Source organism: Arthrobacter sp. FB24, assembly GCF_000196235.1.
Taxonomy (GTDB): domain Bacteria; phylum Actinomycetota; class Actinomycetes; order Actinomycetales; family Micrococcaceae; genus Arthrobacter.
Genome location: NC_008541.1, coordinates 1761068 through 1777942, shown reverse-complemented (window position 1 = coordinate 1777942; position 16875 = coordinate 1761068). Strand labels below are relative to the sequence as shown.

The following is a 16875-nucleotide window of genomic DNA, read 5'->3' as shown; positions in this document are numbered from 1 at the left end:
GTCCGTTGTTCTAGCTGATGCCGTAGGCCAGAACCGGATAGTCATCGAAAACGGCGACGGCGTTCCCTGACTTTACGAGCTCGTACATGGTGGCCGACTGGTCCAGGGCCTTAACGGTAAAGCCGTACTGGCCGGCGATCGACTTGGCGAACGTTTCGCCCTCGCTGCCGGTTTTGGCCGTAACCGTCTTGCCCTTGAGGTCTTCGTATCCCTTGACGTCCGTGTTGGACTTGGCAACGGCCATCTGCACGCCCGACTCGAAGTAGGGGTCGGAGAAGTCGTAGATCTGCTTGCGGGGTTCCGTGATGGACATGCCGGCGATGACGCCGTCCACTTGGTTGGAGGACAGCGCCTGCAGGGCCGCGTTGAAGCCGAGCGATTTGATCTCGACGGCGAATCCCTGGTTCTTGGCGATCTCGCGGATGATGTCCATGTCGATGCCGGTCAGTTCACCGCCGGCATCACGGAATTCGAACGGGGCGAACGTGGTGTCCGTGCCGATGACGAAGGTCTTTCCGGAAAGGCTCGACGGCGCGGCGGCCGGATGCGATGAACCGGCAGCCTGGTGCGCTGCGCCTGCGGCGCCTGGTGCGTCCGCCGGCGCCGCGGCGGCGCCGGCGGCACCGAAGAGCATCGCGGCCAGGGCCAGCATGGCTCCGATGACTGTGGCCGTCCGAGGCCTGGCGGCCTTGGTCTGCTGGAGTCCGGGCAAGTTGATACAACTCCTAGGTAAATGCGGCAGCCGGTCCCGAAGACCGGCAAAGTACCCCTAGAGGCTACCCGCATTTCTCCATCAGGCCTGAGAAGCCTGCCTCACTGACGCTTACTGGCCATAAAATACACGGTCAAAGACCGCACGGGCCTGCCTGCTGATCCGCAGGTAGTCCTCTTCCAGCGCCGCAGCGTTGCCGGGCTGGTAGCCGCACCAGCGGGCCACGGCTTCAAGGTCCCTGCGGGAGGAGGGCAGCAGGTCGGAGGCGCGGCCGGTCCAAATCACGTTTGCCGACCTGATGCGGCTCGCCAGCCGCCAGGCTTTGAGCAGCAGTTCGGCCTCGTCCGGTTCAAGGAATCCCAGGGAGGCCGCCGCTTCCAGCGCCGGCACGGTGGACGTGGTCCGCAGTTCCGGATGCTGTCCCGCATGTTGCAGCTGGAGCAGTTGAACGAGCCACTCGACGTCGCTCAGGCCGCCGCGGCCCAGCTTGAGGTGCCGGGCGGGATCTGCACCCCGGGGCAGCCGCTCTGCTTCAACCCTGGCTTTGACACGGCGGATTTCCCGCACGTCCTTCTCCGAGAGTTCCGCCGGATAGCGGATGGGATCTATCAGCTGTACGAAGTCCGCGGCAAGGTCGTCGTCACCTGCGATGGGCAGTGCACGCAGCAGTGCCTGGGCTTCCCAGACCAGCGACCACCGGCGGTAGTACTCCGCATAGGATTCCAGGGAACGGACCATGGCGCCGCTCTTGCCCTCGGGCCGCAGGTCGGCATCCACCGTCAGCACCCGCTCGGCCAAGATGGCGGGCTTGAGCGGCTGCGTCAGCAGATTCGAAATGTGGCCCACGATCTGCGCAGCCTGGTTCTGCGCCTCTTCGTCGGAGACCCCCGGCAGGCCGCGGTGGACGTACATGACATCCGCGTCCGAGCCGTAACCGATTTCACGGCCGCCCTGCCGCCCCATGGCCACCACCAGGACGCGTGTCTTGAGGGGACCCGATGCGGCGACAATTCCCTCTGCCACCCGGAGGGCTCCAAGCACGGCTGCACGGTCCGTGTCCGCCAGGGCGGCGCCCACCTGGTCCTGGTCCAGCAGGCCGGCGCTGTCTGCAATGGCGATCCTGAGGATCTCCCTGCGGCGGATAAGCCGGATAAGCCGCATGGCGCTTTCCGGATCCTCATGCCGCGACATTTTCGACGTGATTTCCAGCCACTGGGCTTCAAATTCCAGCGGGGCCAGGTCCTTGTCGGTCCCCAGCCAGGCGACCGATTCCGGGGAGACCTCCAGGAGGTCGGCCATCAGCCGGGAGTTGGAGAGCACATGGCACAGCCGCTCGGCGGCGGCCGTCGAGTCCCGTAGCATCCCCAGATACCAGTGCGTTGTTCCCAGTGCCTCGCTGACGCGGCGGAAACCCAGCAGCCCGGCGTCGGGGTCCACACCGTCCGCGAGCCACCCGAGCAGGATGGGCAGGAGCTGGCGCTGCAGCGCCGCGCGCCGGCTGACGCCGGCGGTGAGGGCCTCGATGTGCCGCATGGCGCCCCGGGGGTCCAGGTAACCGAGGGCGGCCAGGCGGCCCTGGGCGGCCTCCGGTGTCAGCCGGGCTTCCTCGCTGCTCAGCTTGGCGGCGGTGTTCAGCAGCGGGCGGTAAAAAATGCGCTCGTGCAGTTCTCGCACAGAGCGTTTGGTCTTCTGCCAGGCGGCCAGCAGGGCATCGGGGTGCGGGCGTTCACGGGCGAACGGGCCAAGCACGGCCTTCGCGAGGGCGCGGAGCGCGTCTTCCCGCACCGGCATCAGGTGGGTGCGGCGCAGCTGGAAGAGCTGGATCCGGTGCTCCAGGAGCCGCAGATAACGGTAGGCGTGGTCGAATTCGGCGGCGTCCGTCCGTCCGATGTAGCCGCCGGCGGAGAGGGCGGCTATGGCCGATGTTGTGTCCCGGTGACGAAGGGATTCGTCGGCCTTGCCGTGCACCAGCTGCAGCAGTTGAACCGTGAATTCGATATCGCGCAGGCCGCCGCGGCCCAGTTTGATCTGGCGCTGCTCCTCATCCGCCGGGATGTTGTCCGTGACCCGCCGGCGCATAGCCTGTACGGATTCCACGAAACCTTCCCTGTTTGCCGAACCCCAGATCAGGGGTAGCACCGCGGCCTCGTACCGGGCACCCAGCTCCGCATCCCCGGCAATGGTCCGCGCTTTCAGGAGCGCCTGGAACTCCCAGCTCTCGGCCCAGCGGGCGTAGTAGCTCTGATGGGACGCCAGGGTCCGCACCAGCGGACCGGACTTGCCTTCGGGCCGCAGGTTGGCATCCACCTCCCAAAGGCCGGGCTCCCGGCCAATGGACATGATGGCCCTCGAAATCCCTGTAGCAAGGGCAGTACCGATGGTGTTGGCACGGGCGTCGTCGAGTCCGTCTGCCTCGATCACGTAAATGACGTCGACGTCGGAAATGTAGTTGAGTTCGCGTGCACCGCATTTGCCCATGCCGATGACGGCCAGCCCGATGTCGGCGACCTCCGCCGCATCGAACTGCTCGCCTGCTTCGGTCCGGGATACCGCCAGGGCCGCTTCGATGGCCGCACCGGCGAGGTCGGCCAGTTCGGCGCCGGCAGCGGGCATAAAGTCCAGCGGATCGGCGGCACACAGATCTTTGACCGCCAGGTCCACTACGCCCCTGCGGTAGGCGGTGCGAAGCGCCACATAGGCCTCGGGACCGGACAACCCGGCCACCGGCCTGCGCGCCTTCGGGTCTGCCTGCACGGACCGCAGAAGCCGCGACCTTAGCTCCCCGGCATCCGCCGCGACCGGTTCCGGGCTCGCGACCACGTCGAAGGCGTCAAGGTGCTCCGGGTGGCGGATCAGGAATTCACCCAAAGCCTCTGAGGCGCCCAGGACCCGGTAGAGCGGCTCGCTCGTGTCGATGTCTGCGGCAGCGAGCTTCCGAAGATCGGGATGCTTTTCGATCAGCCGGACCAGCGACTGCAGCGCGGTGTCGGGGTTGGCGGCAAGGTGGAAGCCCGCGAAGAGCGCCTCCTGGTCGATGCCTTCCAGTTCCCGGGCAGCCAGGAACCGCTCCCCCTTTTCCAGGTCACTGAAACCGGCGGAGATCAGGCGACGGGCAAGGCTCACCGTTGCCCCTTACAAAATGCCGAGATTGCGCTGCAGCTCGTAGGGCGTCACCTGGAGACGGTAGTCCTGCCATTCGGCGCGCTTGTTGCGCAGGAAGTACTCGAAGACCTGCTCACCGAGGATCTGCGGCATGAGTTCGGAATCCTCCATGGCCCTGATCGCGTCATGCAGGCTGGCGGGCAGCGGATCGTGTCCCATGGCGCGGCGCTCGGCCGAGCTCAGTGACCAGATATCGTCCTCGGCGGCGGCAGGAATCTCATAGCCCTCTTCGATGCCCTTGAGCCCGGCTCCCAGCAGCACCGCATAGGCGAGGTAGGGGTTGGCCGCGGAATCGATGCCGCGGTATTCAATGCGCGCGGACTGGCCCTTGCCCGGCTTGTACAGCGGGACGCGCACCAGCGCGGATCGGTTGTTGTGGCCCCAGCTCAGGTAACTCGGCGCTTCGCCGCCGCCCCACAGCCGCTTGTACGAGTTCACGAACTGGTTGGTCACGGCCGTGAATTCGGGGGCGTGCTTGAGGATGCCCGCGATGAACTGTTTGGCCGTTTTGGACAGCTGGAATTCGGCACCGGCTTCGTAGAAGGCGTTCGTATCGCCCTCGAACAGCGAGAAGTGGGTGTGCATGCCCGAGCCCGGGTGGGCTGTGAACGGCTTGGGCATAAACGTGGCGTAGGTGCCCTGCTGCAGCGCCACTTCCTTGATGACGGTGCGGAAAGTCATGATGTTGTCCGCGGTCTGCAGGGCATCCGCGTAACGGAGATCGATCTCGTTCTGGCCCGGACCGGCTTCGTGGTGGCTGAATTCGACGGAGATCCCTACGGATTCGAGCATGGTGACGGCGGTGCGGCGGAAATCCTGTGCGACGCCGCCGGGGACGTGGTCGAAGTAGCCGCCCTCGTCGACAGGGACGGGCGAGCCATCCGGGCCCGGCTCCTGCGACTTCAGCAGGTAGAACTCGATTTCGGGGTGGGTGTAGCAGGTGAAGCCCATGTCGGCTGCTTTGGCGAGGGTGCGCTTCAGGACGTTACGGGGGTCCGCCGCGGAGGGTTCGCCGTCGGGCGTCAGAATGTCGCAGTACATGCGCGACGTCTGTTCGGTTTCCCCACGCCACGGCAGGATCTGGAAGGTGGACGGGTCCGGCTGCGCCAGCATGTCCGATTCGAACACGCGGGCCAAGCCCTCGATCGCGGAACCGTCGAAGCCCAGGCCTTCTTCGAAGGCACCCTCGACTTCGGCGGGGGCAAGCGCAACAGACTTGAGTGAACCCACGACATCCGTGAACCACAGACGCACGAACCGTACATCTCGCTCTTCGATCGTCCGCAGGACAAACTCTTGCTGGCGGTCCATTATGGCCTCTTCTCCGGATCAACATTTTGATGCCCCGGGTCCGTATTCCATAGAGCCGGCGGCAGCTCACGATTCACTTTACTAAGCATTCGCGCCGAATGTTGGTGCCGGACCTCTGCGTAACACAGCCTTAACACGCACAGCGGCGGGCTTCGGGGATGCGACCGGCTTTCGGGGGACGTTGCTTTGTGACGCGATTCACCGGAACGGGCGGACCGTCCGGTAGCTAGGACGCACAGTACCGCATTACGCTCTAGCCATGGCCACAAGCAACAGTTCCGATTCCAGCATGTCCGCTGAAGTACCTGCTCCCTACGGCAACGGGCCCGCCAATGCGCCCGCAACGCCGTCGGACACCGCCAAAAAGCCCGTGGCACGAATCCGGACCCACCACCTGCAGCAGGCCAAAGACAAAGGTGAACACTTTGCCATGCTGACAGCTTACGAACAGTACACGGCAGAGATCTTCGACGAAGCGGGCATCGAGGTGCTCCTCGTGGGCGACTCCGCGTCGAACAACGTCTTCGGTAACGAAACCAGCCTTCCCGTCACCGTGGACGAGCTCCTTCCGCTGTGCCGGGCCGTGGCGCGGTCGGCCAAACGGGCGCTTGTGGTCGCGGACCTTCCGTTCGGAAGCTATGAGGTTTCAGCCGAGCAGGCCGTGGCCACCGGAGTCCGCTTCCTGAAGGAAGGACTCGCCCATGCCGTGAAGATTGAAGGCGGCAAGTTCTACGCTGACACCGTCCGGGCCATGGTCCAGGCCGGCATTCCGGTGATGGCGCACATCGGCTTCACCCCGCAGAGCGAGCATTCCCTGGGCGGCTACCGGGTCCAGGGCCGGGGCGATGATGCGCAGAGGCTGATCGATGACGCGGTCGCACTCGCCGAGGCCGGCGCCTTCAGCGTCCTGATGGAAATGGTTCCGGCCGCCACGGCTGCGGCCGTTGACGCCGCCATTGCAGTTCCCACCGTGGGCATCGGCGCGGGTAACACCACAACCGGCCAGGTCCTGGTGTGGCAGGACATGGCGGGACTACGCGGCGGCAAAATGGCCAAATTCGTCAAACAGTATGCTGACCTGCGAACGTCGCTGAGCAACGCGGCCAAGGCCTACGGTGACGACGTCCGGACGGGCCAGTTCCCCGGCCCCGAGCATTCGTTCTAGCCGGACTCCGGCCGGGCCGCCCGGCTGGTGCCTCAGTCCTCGTCGCCCTTTTCCCATGACTCGTTGCGTGCCCTGACCTTCTCCAGTGCATGCTCGGCTTCGGCGCGCGTCTTGTATGGCCCGATCAGCTGCGTCCAGTCGGACATGGCGTCTTCTTCCACCTCATGGGTCTTGACGTTGTACCAGTACTCGGTCATCGCTGCTCCTCGCATCGTGCAGGCTCCGCGCCCGCTGAAAGTGATCCGCGTAACGTAGGCCGCCATCGGGTTCCGATCCGGCTGTCCGTTACATGGGCTTCTGTGCCTGCTTATATGATCAATCTATGCCTTCTCTTGCCTCGACTGCACCCACCGGCACCCTGGTCCCCGGAACCGTCAGCCCGCAGCTGCCTGTCCCGGCGTCAATTCCCCGCCCCGAGTATGTGGGCAAGCCGGGTCCGGAGAAGTTCACCGGCTCGGAGGTGAAATCCGCCGAGACCATCGAGAAGATCAGGATCGCCAGCAGGATCGCGGCCCAGGCAATCGTTGAGGTCGGCAGGCACATCGAGCCCGGCGTTACAACGGACCAGCTGGACAGGATCGGGCACGAGTTCCTGCTCGACCACCAGGCGTACCCGTCGACCTTGGGTTACCGGGGCTTCCCGAAATCCCTGTGCTCCTCGCTGAACGAAGTGATCTGCCATGGAATACCGGACAGCACGGTGGTCCAGGACGGCGACATCCTGAACATCGACATCACCGCCTTCATCGGGGGTGTGCACGGCGACACAAACTTCACGTTCCTGGTGGGTGACGTCGATGAAGAGTCGCGGCTCCTCGTGGAGCGCACCAGGGAATCCCTGAACCGTGCCATCAAGGCCGTGGCCCCCGGACGTGAAATCAACGTGATCGGCCGCGCCATCCAGTCCTACGCCAAGCGCTTCGGCTACGGCGTGGTCCGGGATTTCACCGGCCACGGTGTTGGCGAGGCTTTCCACACCGGCTTGATCATTCCGCATTATGATGCCGCTCCCGCCTACAACACGGTCATGGAAACGGGCATGGTGTTCACCATTGAACCGATGTTGACCCTCGGTACGGTTGAGTGGGACATGTGGGCTGATGACTGGACCGTGGTGACGCGTGACCGCAAGCGCACTGCCCAATTCGAGCACACCCTGCTCGTTACCGAGTCCGGCGCAGAAATCCTTACCCTGCCCTGATCACCCCTCCCGGCATGTGCCGGAACCTTAGCCCACAACCCTTTGCCCGCCCACAGCCACGAACGGAATCACATTGGCCAAGAAGGACGACAAGTCAACCAAGAACGCCCCGCTGATCGGAATCGACATCGGCGGAACCGGAATCAAGGGCGGCATTGTCGACCTCAAAAAGGGCAAACTCGTGGGCGACCGCTTCCGCGTTCCGACGCCGCAGCCCGCGACGCCGGAGTCGGTTGCCGAAACGGTCGCAGCGGTGGTCGCTGAGCTCGACGCCCGGCCGGACGCGCCGTCCCCCGATTCGCCGATCGGCGTAACGTTCCCCGGCATCATCCAGCACGGTGTGGTTCATTCCGCAGCCAACGTCGATAAGTCCTGGCTCAACACGGATATTGACACGCTGCTGACCAAGCGCCTGGGCCGCCCGGTGGAGGTCATCAACGACGCCGACGCCGCGGGTCTCGCCGAAGCCCGCTACGGAGCGGGAGCGGGTGTCTCCGGGACCGTCCTCGTGATTACCCTTGGGACGGGCATTGGCTCGGCCTTCATCTTCAACGGCAAGCTGGTCCCGAACGCCGAACTCGGACACCTCGAGATCGACGGTTTTGACGCCGAGAGCAAGGCCTCCGCCGTGGCACGTGAACGCGACGGCCTAAGCTGGACCGAGTACAGCGTGCTGCTCCAGCGCTACTTCTCGCATGTTGAATTCCTGTTCTCCCCCGAACTGTTCATCGTCGGCGGCGGCATCTCCAAGCGGGCCGACGAGTACCTGCCGCACATGAAGCTGCGCACGAAGATCGTCCCGGCCGAGCTCAAGAACGACGCCGGCATTGTGGGCGCCGCCATCGAAGTTGCACTGACGCACAAACTGGCCAAGTAGGCGGGCTGCCGGTTCCATGACTGCCTCAGCGGGGGGCGTTGCCCTGGTCACCGGGGCCAGCCGTGGAATCGGCGCCGCCATCGCCCTCCGCGCGGCACGGGCCGGTTACGCCGTCCTGGTCAACTATTCCGCGGACTCCGCCGGAGCTGCATCCATAGTGCAGGAAATTCGGGATGACGGCGGCACGGCGCTGGCGCACCAGGCAGACGTCAGCGATCCGGAAGCGGTTGGATCAATGTTCGACCAGGCGGCTACTTTGGGCGCCGTCACGGCTGTGATCAACAATGCGGGGATTACGGGCAACCTGATCGGCAACCTCTCGGACGTTCCTCCGGCAACTGTCCGACGAGTCATGGACGTCAACGTGTCAGGGCTGATCTATGTCTGCCAGGAAGCGGTGCGGCGGCTCAGCACAGCCACTGGCGGACCCGGCGGATCCATCGTCAACATTTCTTCCACCGCGACGAAGGCCGGGTCGCCGGGCACCTGGGCGCATTACGCAGCGTCGAAGGGTGCTGTTGATGTACTCACGGTGGGGCTTGCCTCGGAAGTCGCTGCGCAGGGAATCCGGGTCAACTGCGTCGCCCCCGGGAGCACCAACACCGGCCTGCACGCAGCAGCGGGAATGCCCGACCGGGTGGAGCGCCTGAATCCGACCATCCCCATGGGCCGGGGCGCCGAACCTGACGAGGTTGCGGCTGCGGTGCTGTGGCTGCTGTCCCGTGACGCCGGCTACATTACCGGAGCCGTAGTCCCAGTGGCCGGAGGCCGCTGACCGCAATCGTCCCCGGGGTTTGGTGCCGGTGGTGGCTTCGGCTTCCCCTCCGCTGCCACCACCGGAGTCTAGAGTGGGCTCTTCTCGGAGCTCTTGCCCTTGGCGGCCTTGGCTTCGACTTCCGCTTCATGGCGGAGGATGGAAATAGCTGTCTCAAAATCTTCCAGGGATTCGAATGCCTGGTACACGCTCGCGAACCGAAGATAAGCGACTTCGTCCAGTTTCTGGAGCGGGCTGAGGATGGCCAGGCCCACCTCGTGGGCCTCAATTTCCGCAGCGCCGGACGCGCGGATCGTTTCCTCGACTTCCTGCGCCAGCATGGCAAGATCGTCTTCAGTCACGGGGCGGCCCTGGCAGGCTTTCCGTACGCCGTTGATTACCTTGCTTCGGCTGAATGGCTCGCCGACACCGGAACGCTTGATCACCGTGAGGCTGGTGGTCTCCACGGTGGTGAAGCGGCGGCCGCATTCAGGACACTGCCGGCGGCGGCGGATGGCGGAACCATCGTCGGCCATGCGACTGTCCACGACGCGGGAATCAGGGTTGCGGCAAAACGGACAGTACACGTTGCTTCCTTCCCTGGCCGGCGCTGAACGGGCCGAACGTCATTCCCAGGACTTCGATCCTGGAATACATTCGCCCGATCCCAGTTTACGACTACATGTAGCTGAATAACAAGCCTGTAATTACTACATGTAGTGGTTATTCCGTTCCGGCGAACCTCGCCGTCACGGCCTCGCCGTGGGCCGGCAGGTCCTCTGCGCCCGCGAGGCTGACGATGTGCCCGCTGACCTTCTGGAGGGCCGGCTTGCTGTAGTTGACCACCTGGATGGCACGAAGGAACGTGGTGACATTAAGGCCGGAAGAGAAAGCAGCCGTGCCGCTCGTCGGCAGCACGTGGTTGGACCCTGCACAGTAGTCCCCCAGGCTGACGGGGCTGTAGTCCCCCACGAAGATCGCTCCAGCGTTGCGGATACGGGCAGCCACAGCCGGGGCATCCGCCGTCATGATTTCAAGGTGCTCCGCGGCGTAGGCATCACAGGCCGCGATTCCCTGCTCAAGGTCGTCCACGAGCACCACGCCGGACTGCGGGCCGGACAAGGCTTCCCGTACACGTTCGGAATGCTTGGTCAACGCAGCCTGCACGGCGAGCTCGGCGCGGACGGCCCCGGCAAGATCCTCTGAGTCGGTGATGAGGACCGAGGCGGCCTTCGGATCGTGTTCGGCCTGGCTGATGAGGTCGGCCGCCACCAGCGACGGGCGGGCGGTCCTGTCCGCAAGGATGGCGATTTCCGTGGTGCCGGCCTCGGAATCGATGCCGACAACACCTTTGACCAGCCGTTTGGCCGTGGCAACAAAGATGTTGCCCGGCCCGGTCACTACGTCCACCGGATCCAGGGCTGCCTCCGCGTCGTCAGCGGGAACACCGTAGGCAAAGGCCGCGATGGCCTGTGCGCCCCCGATGGCGTAAACCTCATCAATGCCAAGCAGCGCCGCCGCGGCAAGGATGGTGGGGTGCGGGAGCCCCCCGAAGTTTTTCTGGGGAGGAGAAGCCAGGGCAATGGAGGCAACGCCGGCCGCCAGCGCCGGGACGACGTTCATGATGACCGACGACGGGTAGACAGCCAGTCCGCCGGGCACATACAGCCCCACGCGACCAACCGGCACCCAGTTCTGGCTAACGACGGCGCCCTCGCCCAGTTCGACGTCGACGTTTGCCGGCCGCTGGCTGTCTGCGAACTTGCGCGCCCTGCTGATCGATTCTTCGAGGGCCGCCCGCACTGCCGGGTCCAGCTCCTCCAGCGCCGCGCGCAGCGCGGCGCCCGGCACACGCGGGTGTGCCTGCTCGACGCCGTCGAACGTTCTTGCGAACTCACTCAGGGCGGCGAAGCCCCGGGACCGGACCGCGGTAATGATGTCGGTGACCTTCTGCTCGGCGTCCGCCATGGTCTGGTGCCGGGCACGCGGGACAGCCGCCCGGAGTCCGGCGAGCGAGAGCCGCTGACCGCGCAGGTCAATGGTGCGGTAGTTGATGGCCGGGGCTGTGGTCTGTACGGGGCTGTCCGGAGAAATGGTCACCCGCCCATTTTACGTGCCGTCGGAGGACCTTCGTTCCCTGTTAAGTTGGCTCAGGAAAGGACGGCCGCCTGGGGACCGTAAGCCTACGTGTCCTGCGCCGGCGGGCTACCCAGGAGGCTGAGCAGGTTTGCCACGAAGACCGCTATTGCCACCGCCGCGGGCCAGATGGCCAGAACGGCCAAGGCGCGGAGCGAGAACGCGATGCTGGCGTTCCGGGCAGTGTCTTCGGCCGGGCCCCACCATTGCCCCGCCAGCACCCCGGTTTGCCAGGCGATAAGTGCGCCGAGCGCCCCTCCCACTACGGCGAGGAGGACCGTCCCGGGCGCGGGGGCTCCGGTGCGTTTTCCGTTCAGGAGGAATCCGGTCACGCAACCCGCCAGCAGGAACAGGCCCGCCAGCACGAGGTCCCGGGGAAGCCAGCCTTCAACATTCGTACCGGAGGCCAGGGAAGGATCGCCGGACAAAAGGTTCAGCCCGCCGGGCGCCAGCAGCCACCACACGAGTCCTACCGGTATCCCTGCAGCGGCTGTGACCGCCGGCACACGCCACGAAGGTGGGTCACCACGGTAAAGTTCACCATAGGCGGGCGGGTTGCCAGCGTCCCCGGAAAACTTCGGATTCTGCGGAACCGGGCCGGTGCCTGATGGCTGTGTCATGAAACAAAGATTAACAAACGTTCACCGCCGTTAAACAAATGACGCGGCAGGTAACCAAGTCATCCACAGCATCGGGCGCCCCCTACGCTGGGCAAGCAGGACCCAACCACGATATTTTTCAGCAGGGAGTTAGATCACAGTGACCTCAGACAACGCAGCCTTCGAAGGCACGTTCAAGGAGATGTTCCGCCGGCATGCGGCCGGCGTGGCAATTATCACCGTGAACTACAACGGCACCCCGTACGGATTTACCGCCACCTCTGTTGCGTCCTTGTCCGCCCAACCCCCGCGCTTCACCTTCAACATGGCCCGCAGCTCCAGTTCATGGCCGGCTATCGCCAACACGACCCACATCGGCGTCCATATGCTCGGACTCGACAACCAGGAACTGGCAGACCGGTTCGCCCGGACCAAGAACAGGTTTGAGGGCGACCACTGGGAGCTCGGACCGTACGAAGTGCCCATCCTCAAGGACGTGGCCGGCTGGCTGATCGGCAAAATCCAGATGCGCCTGTCCTTCGAGAACAATGCGGTTGTTGTGGTGGAAGTCGTGGAAGGACAGGTCGGCGAAGACGGAACGCCGCTGCTCTATCATTCGGGCGCCTACAGCCAGCCCGTGCCTCTCGACTACGAAATCTAGGACCCTACCAGGGCAGGGACGCGGACGATCCCAGTTCGAAGAACCGGGGACTGCCGCCGCGGCGTTCGGTGAACTCGTGCAGGAGCTCCCTGGCCGCCGTCGCGGGCTCCTTCGACGCGCCGGCCCGTCCCATTCCCGTCTTCAGTGCGCCGGGATGCACGGACCATGCGTCGAGTTCCGCGCCAAACTCTTCGTGAAGGCTCAGGGTCAGCATGTTGAGGGCAGCTTTGCTGAGGCGGTAGCCATAACTCGTCCCGAAACCGGCAAACGCGCCCTCCCCCTGCAGTGCTGCCGAACCCAACCTGGATGACACGTTGACCACCAGTGGCCTGCGACTGCCCGGACCCGGCCGGAGCAGTCCGGCGAGGGACGCCTGGGTCACCCGGACGGCGCCTGCGACGTTGTTGTCCAGGAGCTGCGCGAGGGAGCCTGAATCAACTGAAGACAGCGTCTTCTGGCTGCTGCCAACCGCCGCATTATTGACCACGACGTCGATGCAGGCATCTGCCAGGACCCTGGACACGTCCTCCGGGCAGGAACGGGCGATATCCCATTCCAGGTACCTCACGCGGCCGCTGGCCCCGGTTGCTGGCGCGGATCCCGGACGGACGATGCCATACACCGTCCACTGTTCAGCTGCCAGAACGGTGGCCAGCGCTGCGCCGAAGCCCCGGCCGGCCCCCGAGATCACCGCCGTGCCCGCCGCCGCCAGAGGTCCGGGCACCTAACTGTCCAGGCAGGTCGGTCCGAGGAGCACCTTCAGGTCGCCAAAGAGTGACGGACTCGGGTTGACGCGCAGATGGACCGGAAGAGCCATCACTTCCACCCGGGTGTCGCCCTGCAGGTGCAGCCTGACTTCCGAGTTGCCGCGGTGGGTCCTCAGCACGTCACCAAGCTCGGTCACCACGGCCTCGGTGGCCTTGTGCGTCTGCATGGTGATCACCAGGGGCCCGTTCAGGCCCTCGCTGAGGTCCGGGACGGACAGCTCCATGCAGTTCAGCGCGACGGCGCCGTCGTCGCGGCGCTGCAGCCGGCCCTTGACCACGACGACAAGGTCTTCGGCCAGCACGGAGGCGATCGGACCATACACCTGGCCGAAGAACATGACCTCAATTGAGCCGCCCAGGTCTTCGATCTCCGCCCGGGCATAGGCGTTGCCGCTGGCCTTCGCGATCCGCCTGCTCAGCGAGGTGATCATGCCCGCAATGGTGATGATGGCGCCGTCGTGCGGGCCGTCCTCCGCGATGATCGAGGTGATGGACTGGTCGGCGTGCTGGCTCAGCAATCCTTCGAGGCCCTGCAGCGGGTGGTCCGAGACGTAGAGGCCCAGCATGTCCCGTTCGAAGGAGAGCTTGTCCTTTTTCTCCCATTCGGGAAGGTCCGGGATTTCGATGCTCAGGGACGCCTCGGATTCGGCTTCGTCGAAACCGGCGAAGAGGTCGAACTGACCGATCGCCTCGTTGCGCTTGAGCGTGATCACGGAGTCGATGGCTTCTTCATGGATCATGGCCAGCGCGCGCCGGTGGTGGTTCAGGGAGTCGAACGCGCCCGCCTTGATCAGGGATTCAATGGTGCGCTTGTTGCACACCACTGCGGGGACCTTCATGAGGTAGTCCTTGAAGGACGTGTAGGCGCCTTCCTTTTCGCGCGCCGCCACCATGGCTTCGACGGCGTTAACGCCGACGTTGCGGATGGCGCCCATGCCGAAGCGGATGTCGTTGCCCACAGGGGTGAAGTTAAGGGCGGACTCATTTACGTCGGGCGGCAGCACCGTGATGCCCATGCGGCGGCATTCGTTGAGGTAGATCGCCGACTTGTCCTTGTCGTCGCCCACGGAGGTCAGCAATGCGGCCATGTACTCCGGCGCGTAGTGCGCTTTCAGGTATGCGGTCCAGTAAGAGATCACGCCGTAAGCGGCCGAGTGCGCCTTGTTGAAGGCGTAGTCGGAGAACGGGAGGAGGATGTCCCACAGGGTCTTGACCGCGGCCATGGAATAGCCGTTGTCCTGCATGCCCTGGGAGAAGCCGGCAAACTGCTTGTCCAGCTCGGATTTCTTCTTCTTGCCCATGGCGCGGCGCAGGATGTCGGCCTGGCCCAGGGTATAGCCGGCGAGCTTCTGCGCCACCGCCATAACCTGCTCCTGGTACACGATCAGCCCGTACGTGCCGCCCAGGATTTCGGAAAGCGGCTCCTCGAGCTCCGGGTGGATCGGGATGACTTCCTGGATCTTGTTCTTGCGCAGCGCGTAGTCGGTGTGTGCGTTGGCGCCCATCGGACCCGGCCGGTACAGGGCCAGGACCGCGGAGATGTCTTCGAAGTTGTCAGGCTTCATCAGCTTGAGGAGGGACCGCATGGGGCCGCCGTCGAGCTGGAACACCCCCAGGGTGTCGCCCCGGGCCAGCAGCTCGTAGGAGGCGGTGTCGTCAAGCTCCAGGGTTTCGAGGTCGAGATCGATGCCCCGGTTCATCTTGATGTTTTCCAGGGCATCCGAAATGATCGTCAGGTTTCGAAGGCCCAGGAAGTCCATCTTGATCAAGCCGAGTCCTTCGGACGTCGGATAGTCGAACTGGGTGATGACCTGGCCGTCCTGGAAGCGGCGCATGATGGGAATGACGTCGATGATGGGGTCCGAGGACATGATCACACCGGCGGCGTGCACGCCCCACTGCCGTTTCAGGCCCTCAATGCCCAGGGCCGTTTCGAAGACCTTGGCGGCCTCCGGGTCGGTGCTGATCAGCTGGCGGAAGTCGCCGGCTTCGCTGTAGCGCTTGGCTTCCTTGTTCTGGATGTCGGCCAGCGGAATGTCCTTGGCCATCACGGCCGGCGGCAGCGCCTTGGTGAGCGTTTCGCCCATGCTGAATGGGTAACCCAGCACGCGCGAGGAGTCCTTCAGGGCCTGCTTGGTCTTGATGGTTCCATAGGTGACGATCATGGCGACGCGCTCGTCGCCGTACTTGCGCGTGACGTAGTCAATGACTTCGGAGCGGCGCCGGTCATCGAAGTCGACGTCGAAGTCAGGCATCGAGACGCGGTCCGGGTTGAGGAAGCGTTCGAAGATCAGGCCGTGGTGGAGCGGATCCAGGTCGGTGATGCGCATGGCGTACGCAACCATGGAGCCTGCACCCGAGCCACGTCCGGGACCCACCCGGATGCCGTTGTTCTTGGCCCAGTTGATGAAGTCGGCCACCACGAGGAAGTAGCCCGGGAAGCCCATGGAAGTGATGACTTCCAGCTCATAGTCGGCCTGCTTGCGGACCTTGTCCGGGATTCCCTGGGGATAGCGGTAATGGAGTCCCTTGTCGACTTCCTTGACGAGCCAGGACGTCTCGTCCTCACCCTCGGGGCACGGGAACCGCGGCATGTAGTTGGCGCCGGTGTTGAAGGAGACTTCGCAGCGTTCGGCGATCAGAAGCGTGTTGTCGCAGGCCTCGGGGTGGTCGCGGAACAGTTCACGCATTTCCTGGGGCGACTTCAAGTAGTAGCCGCTGCCGGAGAACGCGAAGCGCGAGCCGCCGTTGTCGTAGGTGGGCTCCAGGAGTGTGGAACCGGACTGGATGGCCAGCAGCGCCTCGTGCGCCTTCGCATCGTGCTCGTGCGTGTAGTGCAGGTCGTTGGTGGCCACCAGCGGAAGGTTCAGGTCCTTGGCCAGGCGCAGCAGGTCGCCGGTGACCCGCCGCTCGATGTCCAGGCCGTGGTCCATCAGCTCGCAGAAGTAGTTCTCGGCCCCGAAAATGTCGCGGAACTCCGCCGCCGCCTCGAGCGCTTCGCGGTACTGTCCCAGCCGAAGCCGGGTCTGGACCTCTCCCGACGGGCAGCCGGTGGTGGCGATGAGCCCTTCCGAGTACGTGTTCAGCAACTCACGGTCCAGCCGCGGCCATTTGCCGAAGACCGAGTCCAGCGACGCGATCGACGAGGCCCGGAACAGGTTCCGCATGCCCACGTTGTTGTAGCTCAGCAGGGTCATGTGCGTATAGGAACCACCGCCGGAGACGTCGTCCTTGCGCTGGCTTTCCTCGCCCCACCGCACGCGGCTCTTGTCACCGCGGGCGGTGCCGGGAGTCACATAGGCTTCGACGCCGATGATCGGCTTGATGCCCTTGTCAGTGGCCTTGCGCCAGAAATCGAAGGCGCCAAAAAGATAGCCATGGTCCGTTGTGGCCAGGGCGGGCATCCCCAGGCGTTCGGTTTCGTCGAACAACTCCCCCAGGCGGGCCGCCCCATCCAGCATGGAGTATTCGGTATGGGTGTGCAGGTGGACGAACGAGTCATTGCTGGAAGTCACCGGACCATTCTAGTG

General features: G+C 64.7%; 14 protein-coding genes. 5 read left to right on the top strand and 9 right to left on the bottom strand.

Annotated features, from left to right (window positions below; all coding sequences use genetic code 11):
- Nucleotides 1-10: 10 nt before the first annotated feature.
- The 3 genes from ARTH_RS24470 to glnA all read right to left on the bottom strand — a co-directional run bounded on the left by ARTH_RS24470 (nucleotide 11) and on the right by glnA (nucleotide 5185).
- Nucleotides 11-712 (bottom strand): transporter substrate-binding domain-containing protein, encoded by a 702-nt coding sequence (locus ARTH_RS24470; protein WP_011691454.1) that lies wholly within the window; start codon nucleotides 710-712, stop codon nucleotides 11-13.
- A 111-nt stretch (nucleotides 713-823) separates the two neighbouring features.
- Nucleotides 824-3835 carry a bifunctional [glutamine synthetase] adenylyltransferase/[glutamine synthetase]-adenylyl-L-tyrosine phosphorylase gene (locus ARTH_RS08090; RefSeq protein WP_011691453.1) on the bottom strand — a complete coding sequence of 1004 codons (3012 nt, stop codon included), beginning with the start codon at nucleotides 3833-3835 and terminating at the stop codon, nucleotides 824-826.
- A 9-nt stretch (nucleotides 3836-3844) separates the two neighbouring features.
- Nucleotides 3845-5185, bottom strand: a complete 1341-nt coding sequence (glnA, locus tag ARTH_RS08085) for a type I glutamate--ammonia ligase (RefSeq protein ID WP_011691452.1) — start codon at nucleotides 5183-5185, stop codon at nucleotides 3845-3847.
- Between the two features lie 259 nt (nucleotides 5186-5444).
- Between glnA and panB the strand changes: the two genes are divergently transcribed.
- Complete coding sequence (panB, locus tag ARTH_RS08080; RefSeq protein ID WP_011691451.1) at nucleotides 5445-6350, top strand: 3-methyl-2-oxobutanoate hydroxymethyltransferase; 906 nt, start codon at nucleotides 5445-5447, stop codon at nucleotides 6348-6350.
- A gap of 32 nt (nucleotides 6351-6382) precedes the next feature.
- Here the strand turns inward: panB and ARTH_RS23810 are convergent, their stop codons facing one another.
- Complete coding sequence (locus tag ARTH_RS23810) at nucleotides 6383-6547, bottom strand: hypothetical protein (protein ID WP_011691450.1); 165 nt, start codon at nucleotides 6545-6547, stop codon at nucleotides 6383-6385.
- Between the two features lie 125 nt (nucleotides 6548-6672).
- On the opposite strand from ARTH_RS23810, the gene map reads away from it, so the two are divergent.
- From map to ARTH_RS08065, 3 genes are all read left to right on the top strand, one after another.
- Nucleotides 6673-7551 carry a type I methionyl aminopeptidase gene (gene map / locus ARTH_RS08075; protein WP_043429646.1) on the top strand — a complete coding sequence of 293 codons (879 nt, stop codon included), beginning with the start codon at nucleotides 6673-6675 and terminating at the stop codon, nucleotides 7549-7551.
- A 73-nt stretch (nucleotides 7552-7624) separates the two neighbouring features.
- Entirely contained in the window at nucleotides 7625-8428 is an 804-nt protein-coding gene (ppgK, locus tag ARTH_RS08070) for a polyphosphate--glucose phosphotransferase (RefSeq protein WP_011691448.1), read from the top strand.
- Nucleotides 8429-8444: 16 nt separating this feature from the next.
- Nucleotides 8445-9203 carry an SDR family oxidoreductase gene (locus ARTH_RS08065; RefSeq protein WP_011691447.1) on the top strand — a complete coding sequence of 253 codons (759 nt, stop codon included), beginning with the start codon at nucleotides 8445-8447 and terminating at the stop codon, nucleotides 9201-9203.
- A gap of 68 nt (nucleotides 9204-9271) precedes the next feature.
- On the opposite strand, the gene nrdR is transcribed toward ARTH_RS08065, so the two are convergent.
- From nrdR to ARTH_RS08050, 3 genes are all read right to left on the bottom strand, one after another.
- A complete protein-coding gene (nrdR, locus tag ARTH_RS08060) occupies nucleotides 9272-9769 on the bottom strand; it encodes a transcriptional regulator NrdR (protein ID WP_011691446.1) in 498 nt (165 codons plus the stop codon).
- Between the two features lie 136 nt (nucleotides 9770-9905).
- Nucleotides 9906-11282 (bottom strand): histidinol dehydrogenase, encoded by a 1377-nt coding sequence (gene hisD, locus ARTH_RS08055; RefSeq protein ID WP_011691445.1) that lies wholly within the window; start codon nucleotides 11280-11282, stop codon nucleotides 9906-9908.
- An 83-nt stretch (nucleotides 11283-11365) separates the two neighbouring features.
- Nucleotides 11366-11938 carry a hypothetical protein gene (locus ARTH_RS08050; protein WP_011691444.1) on the bottom strand — a complete coding sequence of 191 codons (573 nt, stop codon included), beginning with the start codon at nucleotides 11936-11938 and terminating at the stop codon, nucleotides 11366-11368.
- Between the two features lie 181 nt (nucleotides 11939-12119).
- On the opposite strand from ARTH_RS08050, the gene ARTH_RS08045 reads away from it, so the two are divergent.
- A complete protein-coding gene (locus ARTH_RS08045; RefSeq protein WP_245201285.1) occupies nucleotides 12120-12578 on the top strand; it encodes a flavin reductase family protein in 459 nt (152 codons plus the stop codon).
- Nucleotides 12579-12582: 4 nt separating this feature from the next.
- Here the strand turns inward: ARTH_RS08045 and ARTH_RS08040 are convergent, their stop codons facing one another.
- On the bottom strand, nucleotides 12583-13302 hold the full coding sequence (locus tag ARTH_RS08040; RefSeq protein ID WP_011691442.1) for an SDR family oxidoreductase: 720 nt from the start codon (nucleotides 13300-13302) through the stop codon (nucleotides 12583-12585).
- A complete protein-coding gene (dnaE, locus tag ARTH_RS08035; RefSeq protein WP_011691441.1) occupies nucleotides 13303-16860 on the bottom strand; it encodes a DNA polymerase III subunit alpha in 3558 nt (1185 codons plus the stop codon).
- Nucleotides 16861-16875 lie beyond the last annotated feature (15 nt).